The 17,604-nt window shown below is 50.7% G+C and carries 14 protein-coding genes and 1 pseudogene; 6 read left to right on the top strand and 9 right to left on the bottom strand.

The genetic code is table 11. From position 1 onward, the window contains the following. The first annotated feature begins 511 nt into the window (after window positions 1-511). Window positions 512-1,090 (top strand): YceI family protein, encoded by a 579-nt coding sequence (locus tag ACO6VX_RS14640; RefSeq protein ID WP_167430598.1) that lies wholly within the window; start codon window positions 512-514, stop codon window positions 1,088-1,090. Window positions 1,091-1,112: 22 nt separating this feature from the next. Here ACO6VX_RS14640 and ACO6VX_RS14645 read toward each other — a convergent pair whose 3' ends face one another. From ACO6VX_RS14645 to ACO6VX_RS14660, 4 genes are all read right to left on the bottom strand, one after another. After that, complete coding sequence (locus ACO6VX_RS14645) at window positions 1,113-1,898, bottom strand: anti-sigma factor family protein (protein ID WP_422431655.1); 786 nt, start codon at window positions 1,896-1,898, stop codon at window positions 1,113-1,115. Continuing rightward, on the bottom strand, window positions 1,895-2,344 hold the full coding sequence (locus ACO6VX_RS14650) for a sigma-70 family RNA polymerase sigma factor (protein WP_010257152.1): 450 nt from the start codon (window positions 2,342-2,344) through the stop codon (window positions 1,895-1,897). The genes ACO6VX_RS14645 and ACO6VX_RS14650 overlap by 4 nt, the downstream gene beginning before the upstream one ends. An 87-nt stretch (window positions 2,345-2,431) precedes the next feature. Then, window positions 2,432-2,968, bottom strand: coding sequence for a tetratricopeptide repeat protein (locus ACO6VX_RS14655; protein ID WP_022624294.1), 537 nt, complete (start codon window positions 2,966-2,968; stop codon window positions 2,432-2,434). A gap of 143 nt (window positions 2,969-3,111) precedes the next feature. Further along, entirely contained in the window at window positions 3,112-4,125 is a 1,014-nt protein-coding gene (locus tag ACO6VX_RS14660; RefSeq protein ID WP_422431657.1) for a Gfo/Idh/MocA family oxidoreductase, read from the bottom strand. 108 nt (window positions 4,126-4,233) lie between these two features. Between ACO6VX_RS14660 and ACO6VX_RS14665 the strand changes: the two genes are divergently transcribed. The 3 genes from ACO6VX_RS14665 to ACO6VX_RS14675 all read left to right on the top strand — a co-directional run bounded on the left by ACO6VX_RS14665 (window position 4,234) and on the right by ACO6VX_RS14675 (window position 6,728). After that, a complete protein-coding gene (locus ACO6VX_RS14665; RefSeq protein WP_422431659.1) occupies window positions 4,234-5,244 on the top strand; it encodes a LacI family DNA-binding transcriptional regulator in 1,011 nt (336 codons plus the stop codon). Window positions 5,245-5,846: 602 nt separating this feature from the next. Further along, the gene (locus ACO6VX_RS14670) at window positions 5,847-6,290 is read left to right on the top strand and encodes a PACE efflux transporter (RefSeq protein WP_022624297.1); all 444 of its coding nucleotides are present in this window, start codon (window positions 5,847-5,849) and stop codon (window positions 6,288-6,290) included. Between the two features lie 234 nt (window positions 6,291-6,524). After that, window positions 6,525-6,728, top strand: a complete 204-nt coding sequence (locus ACO6VX_RS14675; RefSeq protein ID WP_010257166.1) for an Hha/YmoA family nucleoid-associated regulatory protein — start codon at window positions 6,525-6,527, stop codon at window positions 6,726-6,728. Window positions 6,729-7,263: 535 nt separating this feature from the next. Here the strand turns inward: ACO6VX_RS14675 and ACO6VX_RS14680 are convergent. Beyond that, a complete protein-coding gene (locus tag ACO6VX_RS14680) occupies window positions 7,264-7,476 on the bottom strand; it encodes a DUF333 domain-containing protein (protein WP_223566314.1) in 213 nt (70 codons plus the stop codon). 656 nt (window positions 7,477-8,132) lie between these two features. Between ACO6VX_RS14680 and ACO6VX_RS14685 the strand changes: the two genes are divergently transcribed. Together ACO6VX_RS14685 and ACO6VX_RS14690 are read left to right on the top strand one after the other, a co-directional pair. After that, on the top strand, window positions 8,133-11,030 hold the full coding sequence (locus ACO6VX_RS14685; protein WP_422431662.1) for an autotransporter outer membrane beta-barrel domain-containing protein: 2,898 nt from the start codon (window positions 8,133-8,135) through the stop codon (window positions 11,028-11,030). 40 nt (window positions 11,031-11,070) lie between these two features. Then, window positions 11,071-11,388: a NirD/YgiW/YdeI family stress tolerance protein gene (locus tag ACO6VX_RS14690; protein ID WP_033760000.1), complete on the top strand. Its 318-nt coding sequence runs from the start codon at window positions 11,071-11,073 to the stop codon at window positions 11,386-11,388. Window positions 11,389-11,450: 62 nt separating this feature from the next. Here ACO6VX_RS14690 and ACO6VX_RS14695 read toward each other — a convergent pair whose 3' ends face one another. From ACO6VX_RS14695 to ACO6VX_RS14710, 4 genes and pseudogenes are all read right to left on the bottom strand, one after another. Continuing rightward, entirely contained in the window at window positions 11,451-12,695 is a 1,245-nt protein-coding gene (locus tag ACO6VX_RS14695; protein ID WP_010257175.1) for an HlyD family type I secretion periplasmic adaptor subunit, read from the bottom strand. Beyond that, entirely contained in the window at window positions 12,692-14,968 is a 2,277-nt protein-coding gene (locus ACO6VX_RS14700; protein WP_309600721.1) for a type I secretion system permease/ATPase, read from the bottom strand. Before ACO6VX_RS14700 ends, ACO6VX_RS14695 begins: the two co-directional genes overlap by 4 nt. Window positions 14,969-15,056: 88 nt before the next feature. Beyond that, window positions 15,057-16,271 carry a TolC family protein gene (locus ACO6VX_RS14705; protein WP_071778629.1) on the bottom strand — a complete coding sequence of 405 codons (1,215 nt, stop codon included), beginning with the start codon at window positions 16,269-16,271 and terminating at the stop codon, window positions 15,057-15,059. Between the two features lie 394 nt (window positions 16,272-16,665). Then, window positions 16,666-17,604, bottom strand: a pseudogene (locus ACO6VX_RS14710) (hypothetical protein); the annotation flags it as partial.

The following is a 17,604-nucleotide window of genomic DNA, read 5'->3' on the forward strand; positions in this document are numbered from 1 at the left end:
TTAAATGAAGAGTGTGAATTGAAATAAAATCAAGGGAGGGCAAGTTAAGGATTTCAGAAAAAGTTCACTATTAAATGGCTAATAATAGCCCTGACCTCAACTCTTTTTGATTTATTGATATTTTGTTTAAAATCAGCAGACTCTGTCAGTCACCAGAGCAGGATTCAGCTCATCCGAATGAAGTCACTTCTGGAAAGAAAAATTAACACGCTGAAATTGCTGGGCTAAATTCAGTCTGCTACTCACAGTATCACATCGAAAAAAATAGCGCTCCGCTCATCTCAGGATGAATCACAGATTAATAAAGCCGTCTTAATGTATTCTTAATATTTTTCGTTATTAATGTTCTGCCCTTGCAATAATCATTACACTTTGGTGATTCTCAGGTGACAGTCAGTTAATATCTGTCAGATTATCTGTGCCTGTAAGGTAAAAACAGTGCTAAAAAAAGTGAATAGGATCGCGGTTTCAGGCGTTAACGTTGGGTCTGCCTAAAAAAGAGAAAATAGTGATGATGCGTGCCGCCTGTTTATGCACTCTGTTAGCCCTGCTCAGCCCGGTGCTTTACGCCGCGCCGGTAACCTATGCCATTACCCCCGATAAAACGTCGATAGGCCTTTCATGGCGCGCCTTTGGTCACCAATTTTCGCAGGCCAGACTGCAGGGTGTGAGCGGCACGGTGACACTCAATCCTGATGAAGACCGTGACGATCGTATTGAAGTGACTATTCCGGTAGGGACACTGGTGGCCTCGAACAGCCTGTTAACCTGGCAACTGAAAAGTAATCTGTTTTTTGATGCAGAGCATTACCCAAACATTCACTTTGTCAGTAGTCGCTTGGCCTCACTGGGTGGCGGCAATTACCGTATTTTTGGTGTGCTGACGGTTAAAAATGTCAGCCGGCCAGTCGTGATGCTGGCCTCGCTGGACAGCGGAAAGACAATTGATCCGGCTTCAGGTTCGCTGGCGCTACATGCCTCCACCGCCATCTCCCGCTCAGCCTTCGGAATGGATCGGCTGGTCGGGGTGGTTGATGATCGCGTCAACATTGCGCTGGCCATTGCCGCGCAGGGCAGAAAGCCGCTGTAACGGTAACCGCTGAAGGGTCCGATTAACTGAGTGCTGTCTGCAATGTTTCCGCTGTTGCAGCCAGTTGAGCCGGTGGGTTGCGGCCAATCAGCACATATTGATAGCCGTCACGCTTCCACCAGGCCAGCTGCATGCCATGGCGCTTTTCATGGGCGATGGGATTCGCGCTGTCCGGCTCAGGCGAGATACAGAGCGCCATCGGGCCATAATCAGCATGCAGCCAGGCGATTTGTGCAATCGACGTCCGTTCGTAGCGCAGGATCCGCACCATTTTCAGTTCAGCCCCTGGCAGGCTGAGTTGCTGTTGATGCAGCTGCAATCCTAAATCGAGTCGGGTACGGTCCAGCCCCCTTTGCAGCATGGCGGCGTCATCAGGCGTATCGGCCAGCGTTTCAGCACTGTAGAGCGACATATAACGCGCCTCCAGATCGCGGATATTCTGGCTTTCATCTTTCTCATCATCTTCCGGTCTTGCCAGGAAACCGATGCCACTGCCCACCAGCAAAAAGCTGACAGACGCAGCAATCAGTGCCCGACGGCTGTAGCCTTTGGCTGGCATTGACTCTGGTGCCGTGATGGCTGCCAGTTGCTGTGCCATTCTGGCCTGCGGTGCCTGTTCCAGCAGCGGCGCAAAAGCCTGTTCAAAATCGAGATTACTGTGCTGTAAATGCTCAACCCGTGCCGACAGTTCGGGATCCCCTGCCATCGCCTGCTCAAACTGCACGGCTTCCTGTGGCGTCATCTCACCATCCAGCCAGGCAACGATTGCCTCATCGCGCCACGGTGGCGTAAAAGTTTCCCTGTTCATCTCCGTTTCTCCTGCGGTGCGGGCGAGGTCGCCGGCTGTCTGGCCAGCGTGGCACGTGCGGCGGCCAGACGGCTCATAATAGTGCCAATGGGAACCGAGAGCGTCTCTGCCGCCTCTTGATAGGTCAGACCTTCGACATACACCAGAAACAGTGCATTACGCTGCGCCTCGGGTAAGGCGTTAACCTGTAGCATAATGCGCTGGAAATGGCGGTTGTCGTCGCTGTTGGTGTGGTTGTCTGCGGCCAGCAGCGCATCGGGATCCACGAATCCCTGTCCCTGCCGGACCTTTCGCGCCCGTAAATCACTGGCCCAGATGGAGTGAAGGATCGAAAAAAGCCATCGATCAATGCGTGTGCCCGGCGTGAACTGCGCGCTGCGTTCCAGCGCGCGTACGCAGGTTGACTGCACCAGCTCTTCTGCCATGTCACGGTTGTGTGACAGCACATAGCCGTAACGCCAGAGCCGCGTCAGATGTTCCGCAAGGTGCTGACGGATGTCACTGTGAGTGATTTTTCGCTCCTCCCTTCCGCATCAGACCTCGGGGTGGCCATTGATCGCGGCCTGCAGATCGCGATATTCCTCGCAGTCTGTACCACAAATCCCGGCAATGGTTTTTAACTGTTCGCGCGCCAGATCCGGACGCCCTTTGATCATCCAGGCTTCGCCCAGATATTCACGCACTTTAGCGTAACGGGGATCAAGTGCAATGGCGCGCTGATAATAGCCAATGCCCTCGTCCGTGCGGCCCAGTTTACGGGTGGCGTAACCACGATAGTTCCAGGCTTCACGGGTATCCTGATTTTTCAGCGTATCCAGCAGGTTCAGCGCCGCCTGATATTCGCCCTTTTTCGCCAGATGCCAGGCATAGCGGGTTTTATCGTCGTCACTCAGCTTGCTGGTCTTCTCAGGCACACAACTTTTAGTGTGACTGTCATAGACCTGACCTTTGGGGCAGTCAGGCGTCTTTTTATCACTGTCATTGTCGCCCATCGCCATACTCAGCGGAGAGTGCAGCATCAGCAGCAGTGCCGGAACGGCAAGCAGAGAAAAACCAGAATGCGTTGTCATAATTTATCCTTATCGGGTCTGTGAGACAGGCGATAAAGCCCGCCGGATGCAGTCCGCTAGCGCGGCGCTGTACGGTAAACAGCTCAGCGCCGGTTTCTATTCGATAAAAATAAAATTATTTTTTGCCAGGGTGCCACGCTGAATCAGAACGGTAGTTTTTCCACCGCACAGAAACGCCGTTCCGCCAGGGAGATCACTGCAGCTTCCGCAATCGCCTGGGCTTTCAGTCCATCCTCAAGGCCAGGAAGATCGTCAACCTGCTCACCGTTCAGCGATCGGATAAACGCATCCAGATGAGCATAGTAAGTTGGCTGCACCCGGCTGAACCAGTCGGGCAACAAGCCTGGCTGCTGAATCTGCGCACCCTGATAGCAGCTGACGCCGCGCTGTGGCTGAGAGGCTGATTCCAGCATCCCGTGCGGTCCCATCACACTGATGCGTTCATCGTAGCCATAGCCGGTGCGGCGGACATTATCGAGCTGTGCCAGCGCCCCGCCCTGCAGCCGCAATAGCAACGTGCTGGTGTCCACGTCGTCAAATTCGCTGATCGAGAGCAGAGCCAGCGCTGCACCCATCGCTGCCACCTCGGTCACCTCCTCTTCAGTCAGCCAGCGCAACAGGTCAAAAAAGTGGATAGCCTGATCGCGCATCTGTCCCCCGGACGCCTGAAGATAGGCCAGCGGCGGCATGGCTGAGGAGCGGCAGACCATCTGAATCAGTTCCGCCGGGCCGATCCGCCCCTGGCGGAGTTGTTGCTTCAGCTGCTGATGGCTGACATCAAAACGGCGATTAAACCCTACTGTAACCGGCACGTTGTAAGGAAGAACATTAGCCACGGCAGAGCGGGCCCGCTCAAGAGAGAGATCGACCGGTTTTTCACAGTAAATAGCTTTACCGGCGCGGGCTGCTGCTTCCAGTAAGTCAGCATGTGTCGGCGTCGCGCTGGCGATCAGCACCATATCAATCTGCTCATCATTTATCGCCTCAGTGACAGACGCGGCCCGGGCACCAAAGCGGGTCGCAAAGGCAGCGGCGCGAGTGGGTTCTGCATCCGCGACCCATACCAACTCAACTCCGGGGTGCGCCTGAAGATTCGCGGCATGAACTTCACCAATAAAGCCACACCCCAGCAGGGCAACACGTTGCTTTTTATTCATTTTTTTGAACTCCATCATAGTCCGGCAGAAAGATGCATCTGCAGGATAACGCTGCGTTTTACACTGGCGGCACGGTGTTTTGAGGTGTTTACCTCACAGGAGAGCGGCATGTCGCTGAAAGAGGTCGCCCGACGGGCAGGTGTGGGACTGGCAACCGTGGATCGGGTGCTCAATGAACGTGGCGGCGTCTCGCCGGAGACGGTTCACAGGGTGCTGCAGGCAGCACGTGAAGTCGGGCTGAAGCGGATCCTGCCGGAGGAGCATCGTCATCCGTGGCAGATAGAACTGCTGCTGAGCAGCAACGATTCGTTTTTCTTTAAGCAGCTGGCACAGGATTTTACTGAGGTTTCCTCGCATCTGGGCTATCGCCGGTTAACGCTGCGCCGCACTTTTGTCCCCGAGGCTCAGCCAGAACGACTGGCAAAGCTTATCAGGCAGGGCGGTGAAACGCGGGATGGTCTGATCGTTTTTGCCCATGAACATCCGGCGATCTATGAGGCGCTGGACCATTGCCAGGCACGTGGCGTACCGGTGCTCTCACTGGTCACCGATTTACCCGGTGCCGCCCGGCTCTGTCATGTGGGGATCAATCAGTTGCAGGCAGGACGTACAGCCGCTCAGCTGATGGGCAAAATGCTGCATCAACCCGGTGAGGTGTTGATGGTCAGTGGGCACCAGGATTACAGCGCACATCGTCAGCGTATTGAAGGGTTCCGTGACCTGATAACCAGTCGGTTTCCCCATCTTCAGTTACGTGAAGTTCTGGCCGCCCAGGAAAATCGCGACACCCTCAGTAAGTTGCTGGAGAAGCAGCTGGTACAGAGCGGTCATCTCCAGGGCATTTATAACACCGGGCTGGGGAATACCGAGATCGGGCAGGCGCTGGCACGACATCGTCGGCTGAATCAGTGCATCTGGATTACTCATGAGCTTTACGCCACCACCCGCACGCTGATGGCGCAGCAGAGCGTTGCGCTGACACTGGATCAAAACACCCGGCAGCATGCCCAGCTCGCGCTGCAGCTGATGCTGAATTATCTGGAGCAGGGAGAGAAACCCGATATCTACATTAACGGAAAAGTGGATTTCATCATTTATACGGCAGAAAACTGTCTTTAAAGATTGCCCGTTGTGTCATATCCACCGGTAAAGAAATATGCTTTACCTGCCGTCGATCATTGCATTCAGCACTATTTCCCGCGCGAGACAGTGCCCGGGAAAGTGGCTCACTGGCTCAGAAGTGCATAGGAAATAGCCTGCCACAGATAATCTGATCGCAGTGACAAGCTGAAACCGCCCCTTTATGTCAGATAAAAAATCTAACTATCATCTAAATATTAAAATATAAATCTATATATGCATTTTTTATGGTTTTAATATTCAGATGCAGAGTGATGACGTTAATATCGTATCCGACTGAACAAACAGCGAAGTGAAACGGGTGAATTAATGTACGACAGAGGTGCGGAAACAGAGCAGGAATAACACTCGCTGTCCTGAACGGTTAACCATTAAAAGCGTACTTTGCAGAATTGATCAATATCAAAACTTAATGGGTTTTTATCGTCATATTTCTATTGGGTTTCACTTTCTGCCAGGTTGATGCTAAGTTCTCGTCGGTTTAAAACAGGGCAGTATGAAGAACCGTTTCACTGATATTACGGCCACCCTGAATTTTTCCTGCGCCAGTACGGTGCCTGACTAATTAATGAGCGTCTGATTTGGAAAAGTGTTTATATCCGGTGCGTACCAGAACTGAGAGAGTGCTGCACGCGGTGGTATTCGAAGTTGTCGCTAATGTGCTGGTTTTCTTTATCCTGATTATTTTTACCTCCGCAGCACCATCGCAGTCGTTGTTGCTTACATTGGTCTCATCGACTCTGGCTATGGGATGGAACTACCTGTTCAACCTGATGTTTGACAGTGTTCAGCTAAGAACAGGATTTAAAAAGAACTTGCGAATGAGATGCCTCCATGCCGTTCTGTTTGAGGCGGGTCTGTTATTAGTGTTAATCCCCTTTGCAGCATGGTGGCTGGATATTACGCTATTCTCAGCGTTGAGACTTGAATCCGGACTGGTGCTATTTTTTCTGACCTATGCTTTTCTGTTCAATTTGTTATGGGATTGGGGAAGATCAGCAAAATCAATGAAGATATTAAATTAATGTATCATGCCATTAAAATTTACTTTCAGAAATTAACCTTTCGCTTAGCCGGCTAATGGAACTTCGCGTGCGAGTGATCGCGCCCGAATGTATCCGATGCGTAAGGAAACAAGTATATCTGGTGTCAGGAGCCGCTTACTCTCGCCTGGCAGCATTGATATAACGGCGCGTCTGCATAAATTAAGTTCAGACTGCGTATAAGCTCATTTCACAGGTTAAATCAGCAAGAATATTATGGACAAAGTCTACTATCTGAATAAGTTAAGGAACTGCCCGTCAACCGATATTCTGGATATCGTAACAAGCTATATGCGGAAAAAACTTCCTGGTGACGACCTCTCTTCATTTGAAGGCGCTTACGATCATCGTAAAGCCGAACTAATAATGAATGAAACCTACAGTGAAGTTCCTTCAGAAGTATGGAGACTGGTGTGCTGAGGCGAAAAAAGGAGGGCAGGATCACTCATAACCCATTATCTGCTGAGGGCTGATCACCCTGCAGATCATCAATTCCTGATAATCCTGGCGCGATGCATTTTGATCTCCGTCGGGCAGAATCGGTGAACAGATAAATCAGAGCATCACCTTTAGTGCTGTGATGCTCTGTCATTCTCAACAAACGCACGACATACAGCGCTGTAAGAAATAGTAAGACAAACCTGCCAGGCCACTGTAAACCGTTTTAAATATGACGCCAAAACTGGCTTCGTCTATTGTATTCAGAAAAGCTCGTACAAATACTACCTTCCGGACTCACACGACTACGATAATGATTATCTGTTCAGGCTATATGCTGCCAATATAGCTCATGATCCACCAGCACCGACCCGGTACGGCAAATCGTGTCAGGGTGATAAAAAAGCTGCTCAGTCGTTAAGCAAGGGTGTATTAAGCTGATTCAGATGATGCAATACCATTACTTTTAAATGTTGTTCGCCCGAACAGGGAGCATGCAGGCGAACAAAACGGGAATTCATTTCAGATGGTCACGATGATACAGAGCCCACTGCTCAATCCTTTCTCCAGAGGGTAGCAGGCAATAGGTTGTTATACCTGCCGAAGATTTTTCCTGGACCTGCTGACCACCGCGATTAACGCAATATTCACTGGCTGGATTACGCATTGTTAAACGCTGCGGTTCCTTGCTGTGCGGTGTGCAGGCGATAAGTAGTGAAGCCAGTAACATCAGTGAAACTCCTGCTAACCTGTTTGTGACGAACATAAAACCTCTCTTAACCTTATTTTTGTGAATTAATCATTTACCCTCCAGTGGTGTGATTAAGTCTGATAGCACAACAACGACTTTATCAGTAATCCTCCTTTCTCCTGCCACATGTTAACCTCAGGGGTGACAATCATCATGTTTCCATTCTGCCGTCCACTCTGCACTCACCACTATGGGTAGCGATATATAATTATAGCGTGCTGCCACTAAACCCGCGCTTAACAACCTTACGCGACACATAAGCAGACAGACCTTTAATGCAGTGATTAAAATGAATAAAGCCAAAATTAGAATGCATGTGACGATAATTAACAAAAAACCCATTATTACAATCGATGCATTATCTTAATTTTTAATGGAAATTCCTCGCGAATACGGCTTCGTCTTTAACGTTTACTTAAAACAGGCACACTTGCGATGCCTTTACATAAATCCTTTTCCCGCTGCATAATCCCGCAACATTTGTATGCGCACTGCCATTAATGGGATCAATAAAACCTACAATTTATTGGTATCGCTTAAATATCGCTGCTGCTTAACACCTGAATAACAACTCATGATTCAGGTGCCATTTAACGATCACACTATCAATAAAATCTTAAGGAAGAGTGACTGAGATGAATAATAAATTCCCGCGAAATAAAATCGCAAAAGCATTAATGCTGGCAAGTGGGATGGGGGTTGTGCCTCTGATTAGCTATGCTGCAGTCATCGGAAGCCAGACAGGCAATGAGATCATCTTAACTGATGGCACCACGCTGATTGCCGACCAGTCATCTGGCGACGGTTATTATGGCATCCTGGTTAATGGCGCTACCGCCGCAACGGTTACCATCGGCAGCGGCAGCACAGTTCGCGTGTCAGATGCTGAACGTTATGCAAAAGGGATTTTTATTGAAGCGGCAAACAGTGAATTTACTGCAGATAAGTTAACCCTCAACGTTTCCGGTAAAACAGCGGTCGGCATTGAGTTCGGCGGAAAAAATGTAACCGCCAGTTTAGGATCAGGTTCCTCGGTCACCACGGTAGCATCAGGTGATTCTTTCGCAGAGGGCGTCGTTGTCAGCAATAGTTCCTCGCTGCAGGCAAACAACCTGCAAATAAGCACCCAGGGCACTGGCGGAACGGCTCTGCGCGTCAGCGGTTACGGAAGTCACGCCAGTCTGGGCGACGACAGTAATTTACAGACGAATGGTCTTAACAGTAATGCCGTTCAGGTTGATAACCTGACCGGTGAGTCGATTAATGGCGTGGCCACGTTGAAAGCAAATGCATTGACGATCAACACCCTTGGCAATAATTCGCAGGGTATTAATATCCAGGATAATGGTTCGGTTGATCTGGGCAGCAACTCGACCATTATTACCACTGGGGATCTTTCTGCTGGCATCTGGAGCTGGGGTGAGCTGAAGGCCGATCATCTGACAATCAGTACTGCGGGTGAGACCTCTGCAGGTCTGTCAGGCCGTGACAACAGCCTGTCAAACATTGGTGCTGGTAGCGTGATCTCCTCTGATCAGACTGGCGGCATTGTGACTATGGGCGACAATGCCATCGTTAACTTCATTGGCAGTGAAGAAGAACGCAATACGGTCTATTCAGCAGGTTTTTATGGCGTATCCGCACAGTCAACCGGCGCAACCATTAATCTGCAGAACACCGATATTATGATGAAAAATGTGGATACCATGACCCTGGGTATTTGGTCCACAAGCGGTGGCACAGTTAACGGTGATGCAGTGACCATTACCGGTCCGGAGAATGCCACAGGTGTCTTCGCCATGGCTGGTGGTAAAGCGAATCTTACGGGTGATTTGACCATTGATATGGGCTCTCCGAATGGGATAGCCATGGCTACGCAATATGATGATGGTTATGCAGCAGGTGTCATCACCACCGACGTAAAAGCGCAGATCGTTGGTAGCGTTTTATCCCGGGCCGGACTCATCGACCTCAATCTGACATCGGGTTCACTCTGGTCTGGCAGCGCCAGCAGCGATAACGTCAATAATGGCCATCTGAACGTTAATCTGACCGACAGCACCTGGAATGTATCGCGAACATCCAATGTCGATAATCTGACATTGAGTAACTCGCTGGTTGACCTCTCTGCAGCCTCGGATGACGCAACCTATTCAACATTGACTATCGCCAACCTCAGCGGCAGCGGCGACTTCGCCTTGCGCACCAATCTGGCAGGCGATGGTGCTGGCGTGAATAACATTGGCGATAAAGTTGTGGTGACAGAGAGTAGTTCCGGTGATTACGGTCTGACCATACAGAACCGCGGCAGTGCCGTCACCACTGGCAACGAAGTACTGACTGTGGTTGAAACGACTGATGGCATCGCCACCTTTAAAGGTAACGCCGACGTGGAACTTGGTGGCTATGTTTACTCGGTCAATAAGCAAGGCAACAACTGGGTACTCTCCTCACCTAAAGCACCAGAAACCCCTGAAGCAGATGATCCGGCCGTTATCCCTGCGGATGAGCCTGCCGCGACTCCTGCTAATGAGCCTGCCGCAACTCCTGCTAATGAGCCTGCCGCGACTCCAGCCGATAACGGTGGCACGGCGCCTGCCGGGCAAGACAACGCAACTTCCCCTATTACCAGCACGGCCAACGCAGGGGCTAACTTCCTCAACACTGGCTATCTGATGAACTATGCCGAAATGCAGACGCTGATGCAGCGTATGGGTGATGTTCGTCAGGGTAAGACAGCCGGGAATGTCTGGCTGCGCGCTATAGATGGACGGTTCAGCGGCTTTGATAATGGCAAGCTGAGCCGTTTCAGCCTGAACTACACCGGTTATCAGTTTGGGGTCGATAAACGTTTGTCCGATGAAATTCCGATCTATCTGGGCCTGTTCATGGGGGTAACTGAAGGATCGCCTCATTACCAAAATGGTAACGGCAACATCCGTTCTGAGCATTATGGCTTCTACACCACCTGGGTAAATGATGCCGGTTTCTATGTTGATGGCGTTGTGAAAGTCAACCGGCTAAGGAATCAGTTCAATGTTCACGATACACAGAATAACCAGGTATCCGGTAACGGTGTCTCCTCAGGTCTGAGCGGATCGCTTGAGGCGGGCAAAAAGTTCAGCTTCTCTGATCGGCTGGCAGGTTTTTATCTTGAACCACAACTACAGCTGACAGCAGGTCATCAGGATGGTGCTTCCGTAGGTGCGTCTAATGGTCTCAATATCACACTTTCAAGCTACAAATCACTGATGAGCCGGGCAAGCGTGCTGGCAGGGTATGAAATCAATCAGAGCAATTACAAACTCAACACCTATGTAAAAACGGGTGTAATGCGCGAGTATGCCGGGGATGCTGCTTATGCTCTGAACGGATCAAATGAACGTCTTTCCTTTAAAGGAAATGGCTGGAATAACGGCGTCGGCCTGAGTGCCCAAATCAGCAGCCATACGCTCTTCCTGGAGGCCGATATGGTAGACGGAAAACGTTTTAACCAACGTCAGGTTAATGCTGGCTACCGTTTTAGTTTTTAGAATCAACGTGCAGCAAGCGCTCGTATAACAGGAGGTGTTAATGAAAAAAACATTATGGATGCTGCTGGCCTTGATCTGCTCAGGATCCGCTTTCGCACGGCAGGAGTCCACCATCGCAGAAGCAAAAAACATGCGAGACGAACGTCATGTTACCCTTACCGGTACGATTAGTGGACGGGCTGACGATGACCACTACTGGTTACAGGACTCAACGGGTCGTATCCGTATTGATGTCGACGAGGATGACGAAGACGACGACGGCTTCCTTATTGGTAAAAAGGTACGGATAACGGGTGAGGTAGATCGCGATGACGGGCATAGCGAAATCGATGTTGATCGGCTCTTCATTCTGAAATAATTCCGGACTTCTGTGTAAAAAAGCCAGCTGTAGCGCTGGCTTTTTTACATTCAGGGCAGGTTTTACTTTTCGCGAAACGCTTCCTGTACGCGCAACAGAGGACGCAACAGATATTGCAGCAGGCTCTTCTCGCCCGTACGAATATCAACGGTGGCCGTCATACCGGGAATCACCCGTAGTTCCTGACTGCCGCTTTTCGTCAGCGTATTATTTTCCGTTAATACCATTACCCGGTAATAAGTATCATCGACGCCTGGCCTGCGGGCAGCTTTACTTTCCTCATCTTTTAGCGCGCCCGAACTGATACTTTGAACATGTCCGGTCAGGCCGCCATAAATCGAATAGTCATAGGCAGAAATTTTTACCACAGCTTCCTGACCGGGTGCCAGAAAAGCCACATCAGAGGGCCGGATACGGGTTTCCACCAGCAGCTGGTCATCCAATGGTGTCACCTCCATTATTGCGGCACCAGGCTGGATCACACCGCCAAGCGTATTGATTTTAATACTGTTAACAATGCCTCGTACTGGCGTGCGAACTTCAGTACGCTCAAGCGTATCATGGCGGCCATGGGCAGTTTCCTGCAGGCTTGTCATCTCAACATCGACTTTGGACAGTTCATCGTTAGCCTCGTTACGGTAGCGGTTTTTTCGCTCGGTAATTTGCAATTCGGCATCATTCATCTGACGCTCAAGTTTCAGAACCTCAGTTTTTGACAGCAGCGATCTGGCTGAGAGCTGTCGCGCCATTTCAAGCTCTTTCTGCAGCAATGTTTTTGACTTCAGATAGCCTTCAATTGACTCATTTACCGCCCTTTTGCGTAGTTTCCAGGCATCGGTTTCACGGGTAACCAGTTCAGGTACTTTCATGACCTCTGGCGGGAACACAAGCTCGCTGCCGGTCGCTTCTGCTTCAAGACGCGCGGCCTGGGCTTTCAGTGCCAGCAGGCGGTTAGCGCTTTCGCGGAAGGAGGCTTCGGCGCGCGTGGGATCGATTTTGGCCACAACCTGACCTTTTTCAACCGTATCGCCTTCATGCACCATTAACTCCTGCAAAATACCGCCCTCAAGGCTTTGCAAAACCTGTTCGCGGGAACTGGGAACAATTTTGGCTGACCCGGTTGTCACCTCTTCGATGTTGAAATTGGCGGCCCAGACGATTACCAGCACCATTAACGCCACGCTGCCCCAGGCAATAAATAGCCAGCCTTCCCAGCGATCCTGACGGGCGGCCCTCACCATGTCACTGGCTGTATGTTCGGTCAGGCGCTTTTGATCAACGTTTTTATCAGGGGACAGGCTGCTCATACTGTTACCTCGCCAGATTGTGGCTGACGCTCTGTGCTTATCTCAACGCCAGCATGTTTCGCTGCGTTACGCAGCACCGATGCGGCCGGGATCTTCCCGCTGTTTAATAAACCGATAATCTCTTCACGCGGCCCATCAGCTACTTTGATGCCTTCATCCATCACAATCACCCGATCAACGTATTTCAGCACTGCCGGACGGTGGGTCACGATAATCACGGTTCGGCCTTCCATTGCCGGGATGAGCGCCTGCAGGATAGTGCGTTCCGACCCCATATCCATCCCCGATGTAGGTTCGTCCAGTAGCAGAACATCCGGATTCGACAGAATGGCGCGAGCCAGGGCTATCGCCTGCTTTTGTCCACCGGAAAAGTTTTCACCACGCTCACTGACAGGCATACCAAAGCCCATGGGATGGGCCGCGACAATATCACTCACCCCGGTCATTTTGGCAGCGGCCATCAGTTCTTCGTCGCTGGCATAGGGTGCTCCCATCACCAGGTTGTCACGCAGCGAACCATACATAAAACGTGGTTCCTGATTGACCAGCGCGATACGCGTCCGTAATTCCACCGGCTCGACCTGGCCTATATCTACGCCAGCAATGGTGATCGTGCCTGTTGTGGGTGGATATAGCCCAACCAGCATGCGCAGCAGCGAAGATTTACCGCTGCCCATTTTGCCCAGTATGGCAACCCGCTCGCCCTGACAGAACCGGACATCTAGCTGCTCAACGATGGCCGGTAAATCGTCTTTATAACGTAATGAAACGCCCTGACAGACAATCCCGGTCTGGCTGCCCTGGGGAAGCTGCACATAAACCTTCTCATTATCGCGTTCAGCAGGGGCCTGCATCACTTTATTGAGGATGGCCAGCGAGGTTTTTGCCTGCTGAATACGCAATCCCAGCGCGGCAAGCGTTGCTATGGGCATTATGGCGCGCCCCATCAGGGTCATAGTGGCAATGATGCCTCCCATTGAGATATCACCATCACCGACCAGATAAGCACCCCAGACCAGCAGAATAACGGTACCAAACTGCTGGGTCGTCTGAATGACGCTTGAGCCCATAGTGGCAAGGAACCGCGATTTCATATTCACTGCAGAGAGTTTTACGCTGGCAACATCGTGTTTAGAGGCGACCAGGTTTTCAGCACGCAGAACTTTAATGGTTTCAAGATTATCCAGTGATTCAATAACCAGACCGTAACGGTTACTGCCTATTTTCATTGACTCTTCAGCGTGGCGTTTCAAAGGGATCTGCATCAGCAGCACCATCGCCACGATGACCACTAATATCAGGATCACACACCAGACCAGTGGCCCGGCAACCAGATGGATTACAACCAGGAAGAGTAAAACAAAGGGTAAGTCAGCAACCGTCGTTAAAGCGGCTGACGTAGTAAGCTCGCGGACGCTGTCAAAGCTTTGCATGACATTGCCAAATGCACCGCTGGATTGGGCTCGACCCGACATTTTGCCGTTCAGCACGTGACGAAAAAGTTGTGCGCCTAACACCAGATCGATCTTTTTACCGGCGCGATCGGTAATCCAGGCCCGACCCAGCCGTGCAGCCAGTTCAAACAGCAACGCCAGACTCACGCCGATAGCCATCGTCCAGAGTGTTACGTAGGTCTGGTTAGGCAGTACCCGGTTATAAACCGTCATGGTGAATACGGACATCGCCAGAACGAGCAGGTTAATAACGACTGACAATGCGGCGGCTTCAAAGATATAACGTTTGAATCCCCACAAAGTATTCCAGAACCAGTGCCCTTTACCGACATGGACAATGTCATCGGCACGATGATCAAGATAAGACTTAGGTCGCAGCAGCAACAACTCGCCGCTATAGTGCTGAGCCAGGCGAGCGAAATCGACCTCAACAGGCTGGCTGCCCAGTGCGGGATCGATAATGGCGCACTTCTTTTCGCTACACTGTGTCAGCACGCAGTAGCCCGTTTCCAGACGCATGATGGCGGGGAGAACAAAGCTTTTCACATCCGTCAGGTCAATCTTCTGCCAGGCAGCACTCATGCCGCGGCTCAGCAGCGTGCGCAATGCCCAGTCATTCTGGGCGCTGATATCAGCGTCTGGTGGAAATGCAGGCATACCCACACGTAAAGCATTTAGCGTAAGCCGGACGTCAAACAGGCGCAGTGCGCTTTGCAGTGCAACCAGCAAAGTCTCCTGCGTATCTGATGGCGATCTGGATAACACTCTGTTTTCAGCATTCAGTTCAGAGCCAGCAGGCTCAAATTGTATATCAGTCACAATGGCGTCCCCTGGACAACTAATTCATTCTGGTCTGGCGGCAAAGCATGACAGCGGCCAGAAATACTCGTTTTTTACGTCAGCGTGATTAGTGCACCGCTTCGATGGTATTCGCTGGTAAAGCGTTAACCTTCTGCACCAGTTGGCTGGTTTTACCCAGTGCCGCAACGATGTTCCATTGCGCAGCCAGGTACTGCATCTGCTGCTCCTGATAACTTGCGAGACTGGTGTAATAGTCGGTAGCAAACGAGATTAAATCCGTTAACGGACGCTGCCCCGCGAAGAACTGTACTTCCCCCGCTTTCCAGGTTTTCAACGCGGTTTCTGACTGTCTCTGTAATGCATTGAGCTGGCGTTCACGAAGCGGTAAGGAGACCCACAGCTGATCCAGCTGCTGTTTCAATGTCCGGAGTGTTGCATCCTGATCCGCCTCTGCGGCAATGAGTCGCTGAGTTTCAGCTTTGGCATTTGCCCTGCCAGCCCCACCATCCCAAAGATTGATATCGCTGCTCACCTGTAACGTCACCGCTTTAAACGGTTCCATTTCACCGTTGCGCTTTGGACTGTCCATACTCAGTTGCACACTCCATTTCGGCCTGTTCCACTTAGAGGCCAGATCCACTGCGGCTCTCGCCTCCTCTTTACGCTCGCGTGAGACCGCCCAGTTGGGATTTTCTTTCAGTACCTGTTGTGCCTGTGCCAGCGACGCGGGCAACAGACCCGCTTTTTTCAGATCGGGCAGGCCTCTGGTGATAACAATCTCGTGGTTCAGCAGCGAGCTGAGTTGCTGCTGCGCCTGTATATAGGTGGTGTAGCTCATTTCACGACTGGCAATCACCGAATTGAGGCGAGTCGCAACCTGATTGATCTCAGAAGCTCTGCCGCTATCAATACTGGCAATATTCTTTACCCGATTAAGCAGATCCTGCAGTGCGTTAATTTCTTTATCCAGTACAGCGACAACTGTGGCATTAGTGGCTGCAGAGGTAAAAAGAGAAAGCACCTGCTCGTTGAGATTTTCGCGCGTGACATTTACCTGAGCCTGCTGCATGGAATAAGCAGCCTGCTTTCCGGCAACGCTCGCATCAGTACGTCCGTGATCGTAAAGTAATTTACTTACAGTGATATGCGGGGAGACCGGGTTATTCTCATAACCGGGTTGACCTGAATATCCTGATGCGCTGATACCCGTGCTGACCTGAAAACCATCAGCGGCTTTTGCCTGATCGATATCATACATAGCACCGGTGCTGTTTGATAAAGCAGACTTTACCGACGGATGGTCGGCTGTCATACGAATCATTTCAATAAAGTCCGTTGCATGGGCATTTAACAGGGGATTAAAAAATAGCAATCCCGCAATTAAACCATGCAGCGAACATCTGGATTTTGTAGTGAACAAGTTTTTTTTCATAGTTAACTCAAAATAACAAATAAAGTGGGATGGCTAATTTTCTCTGTCGCTAATTCAATGCTGCGACCGGAACTGTTTTAACCGCCCGACATGTCATATGGCAACGTTAATTCTGCTAAAAAGAAATATTTAGGTTTTACATGCTGCTCACATGCCTTTATTTATTCTTTTCATCTGTTAAATCAGATCTGGGGCTCACCTGATGGGCCTGCCTTAAACAGGCCCATCAGGTGAGTTTGATGTGAAAAAAAGCTGGCGATGACCGAAGTCATCGCCAGTTCTATCAGATAACGTTTAAGCCATGCTGGATTAACAGCTTGACAGTGGTGTCATCATTATTGGTATAGACGTCATAATTAACGCCATTTTCAGTTTGTGCGGCTGAATCCGTCCATTCTGATTTTCCAATATTAACGGTATCAGTTGCATTACTATTGTTTGAACTTCCCACATCTCCCGTAATATGTAATGTGTTCGCTTCACTACCATTATCTTTAGTAATTTCGAGCACATCGCTGGCGCTGATAAATAATGTCTGCGCCGTGTTATTACCCAGATGGATAGCTTCAATTCCACTAATTTTGCCTGATACCGTTCCGAGTTCTAAATCGTTATTAGAATCCCAGACCAGCGTATCGTGACCTTCTCCTCCTTTCACACTGCTAAAATGAGTACTGTTAATGACGATAGTATCATCGCCCTCTTTTGCATCGACGGAATTCGCGCCGCGTGCATCCAGTACATCATTACCTGAAGTGCCATTAAGATCGTACTGAGCAGGTTGATACTCAATATGCGTCGATCCCGTTTCAGACGTCAGTCCCAGTGTCTCGTTCAGATCAACTAAGCGGCCTTTTATTGCTGAGCCATCGCCGTCGCCCACGCCCTGATCGGTCCAGGTCACGTAGAGCTGACCGCCCGCCAGGAAGGTCGCATCGACTTCAACCTGCTCACCATAGGTCAGCTGGTTGATCTGGATCTGCTGACCCACTTTATTACCCGCAGCATCAAAGTACTGTGCGTAGATACCGCTGGTACCTGCACCCGGCGCGATGTCGGTTGTTGACAGGAAAACGGCAATAAAGCTGCCGTCAGCCTGACTGACCACCCTCGCCATGTGCTGATCGCCAGCCGTCGTGGTGTTGATCAGGAATTCGCTGGTCAGCGCCGTACCGTCTGCCGCGTAGATGCGGCCCCAGACGCTGTAACCGTTCTGATCCGG

Origin of the sequence: Pantoea sp. BJFS-204, assembly GCF_049310725.1 — a bacterium.
Taxonomy (GTDB): domain Bacteria; phylum Pseudomonadota; class Gammaproteobacteria; order Enterobacterales; family Enterobacteriaceae; genus Pantoea; species Pantoea agglomerans.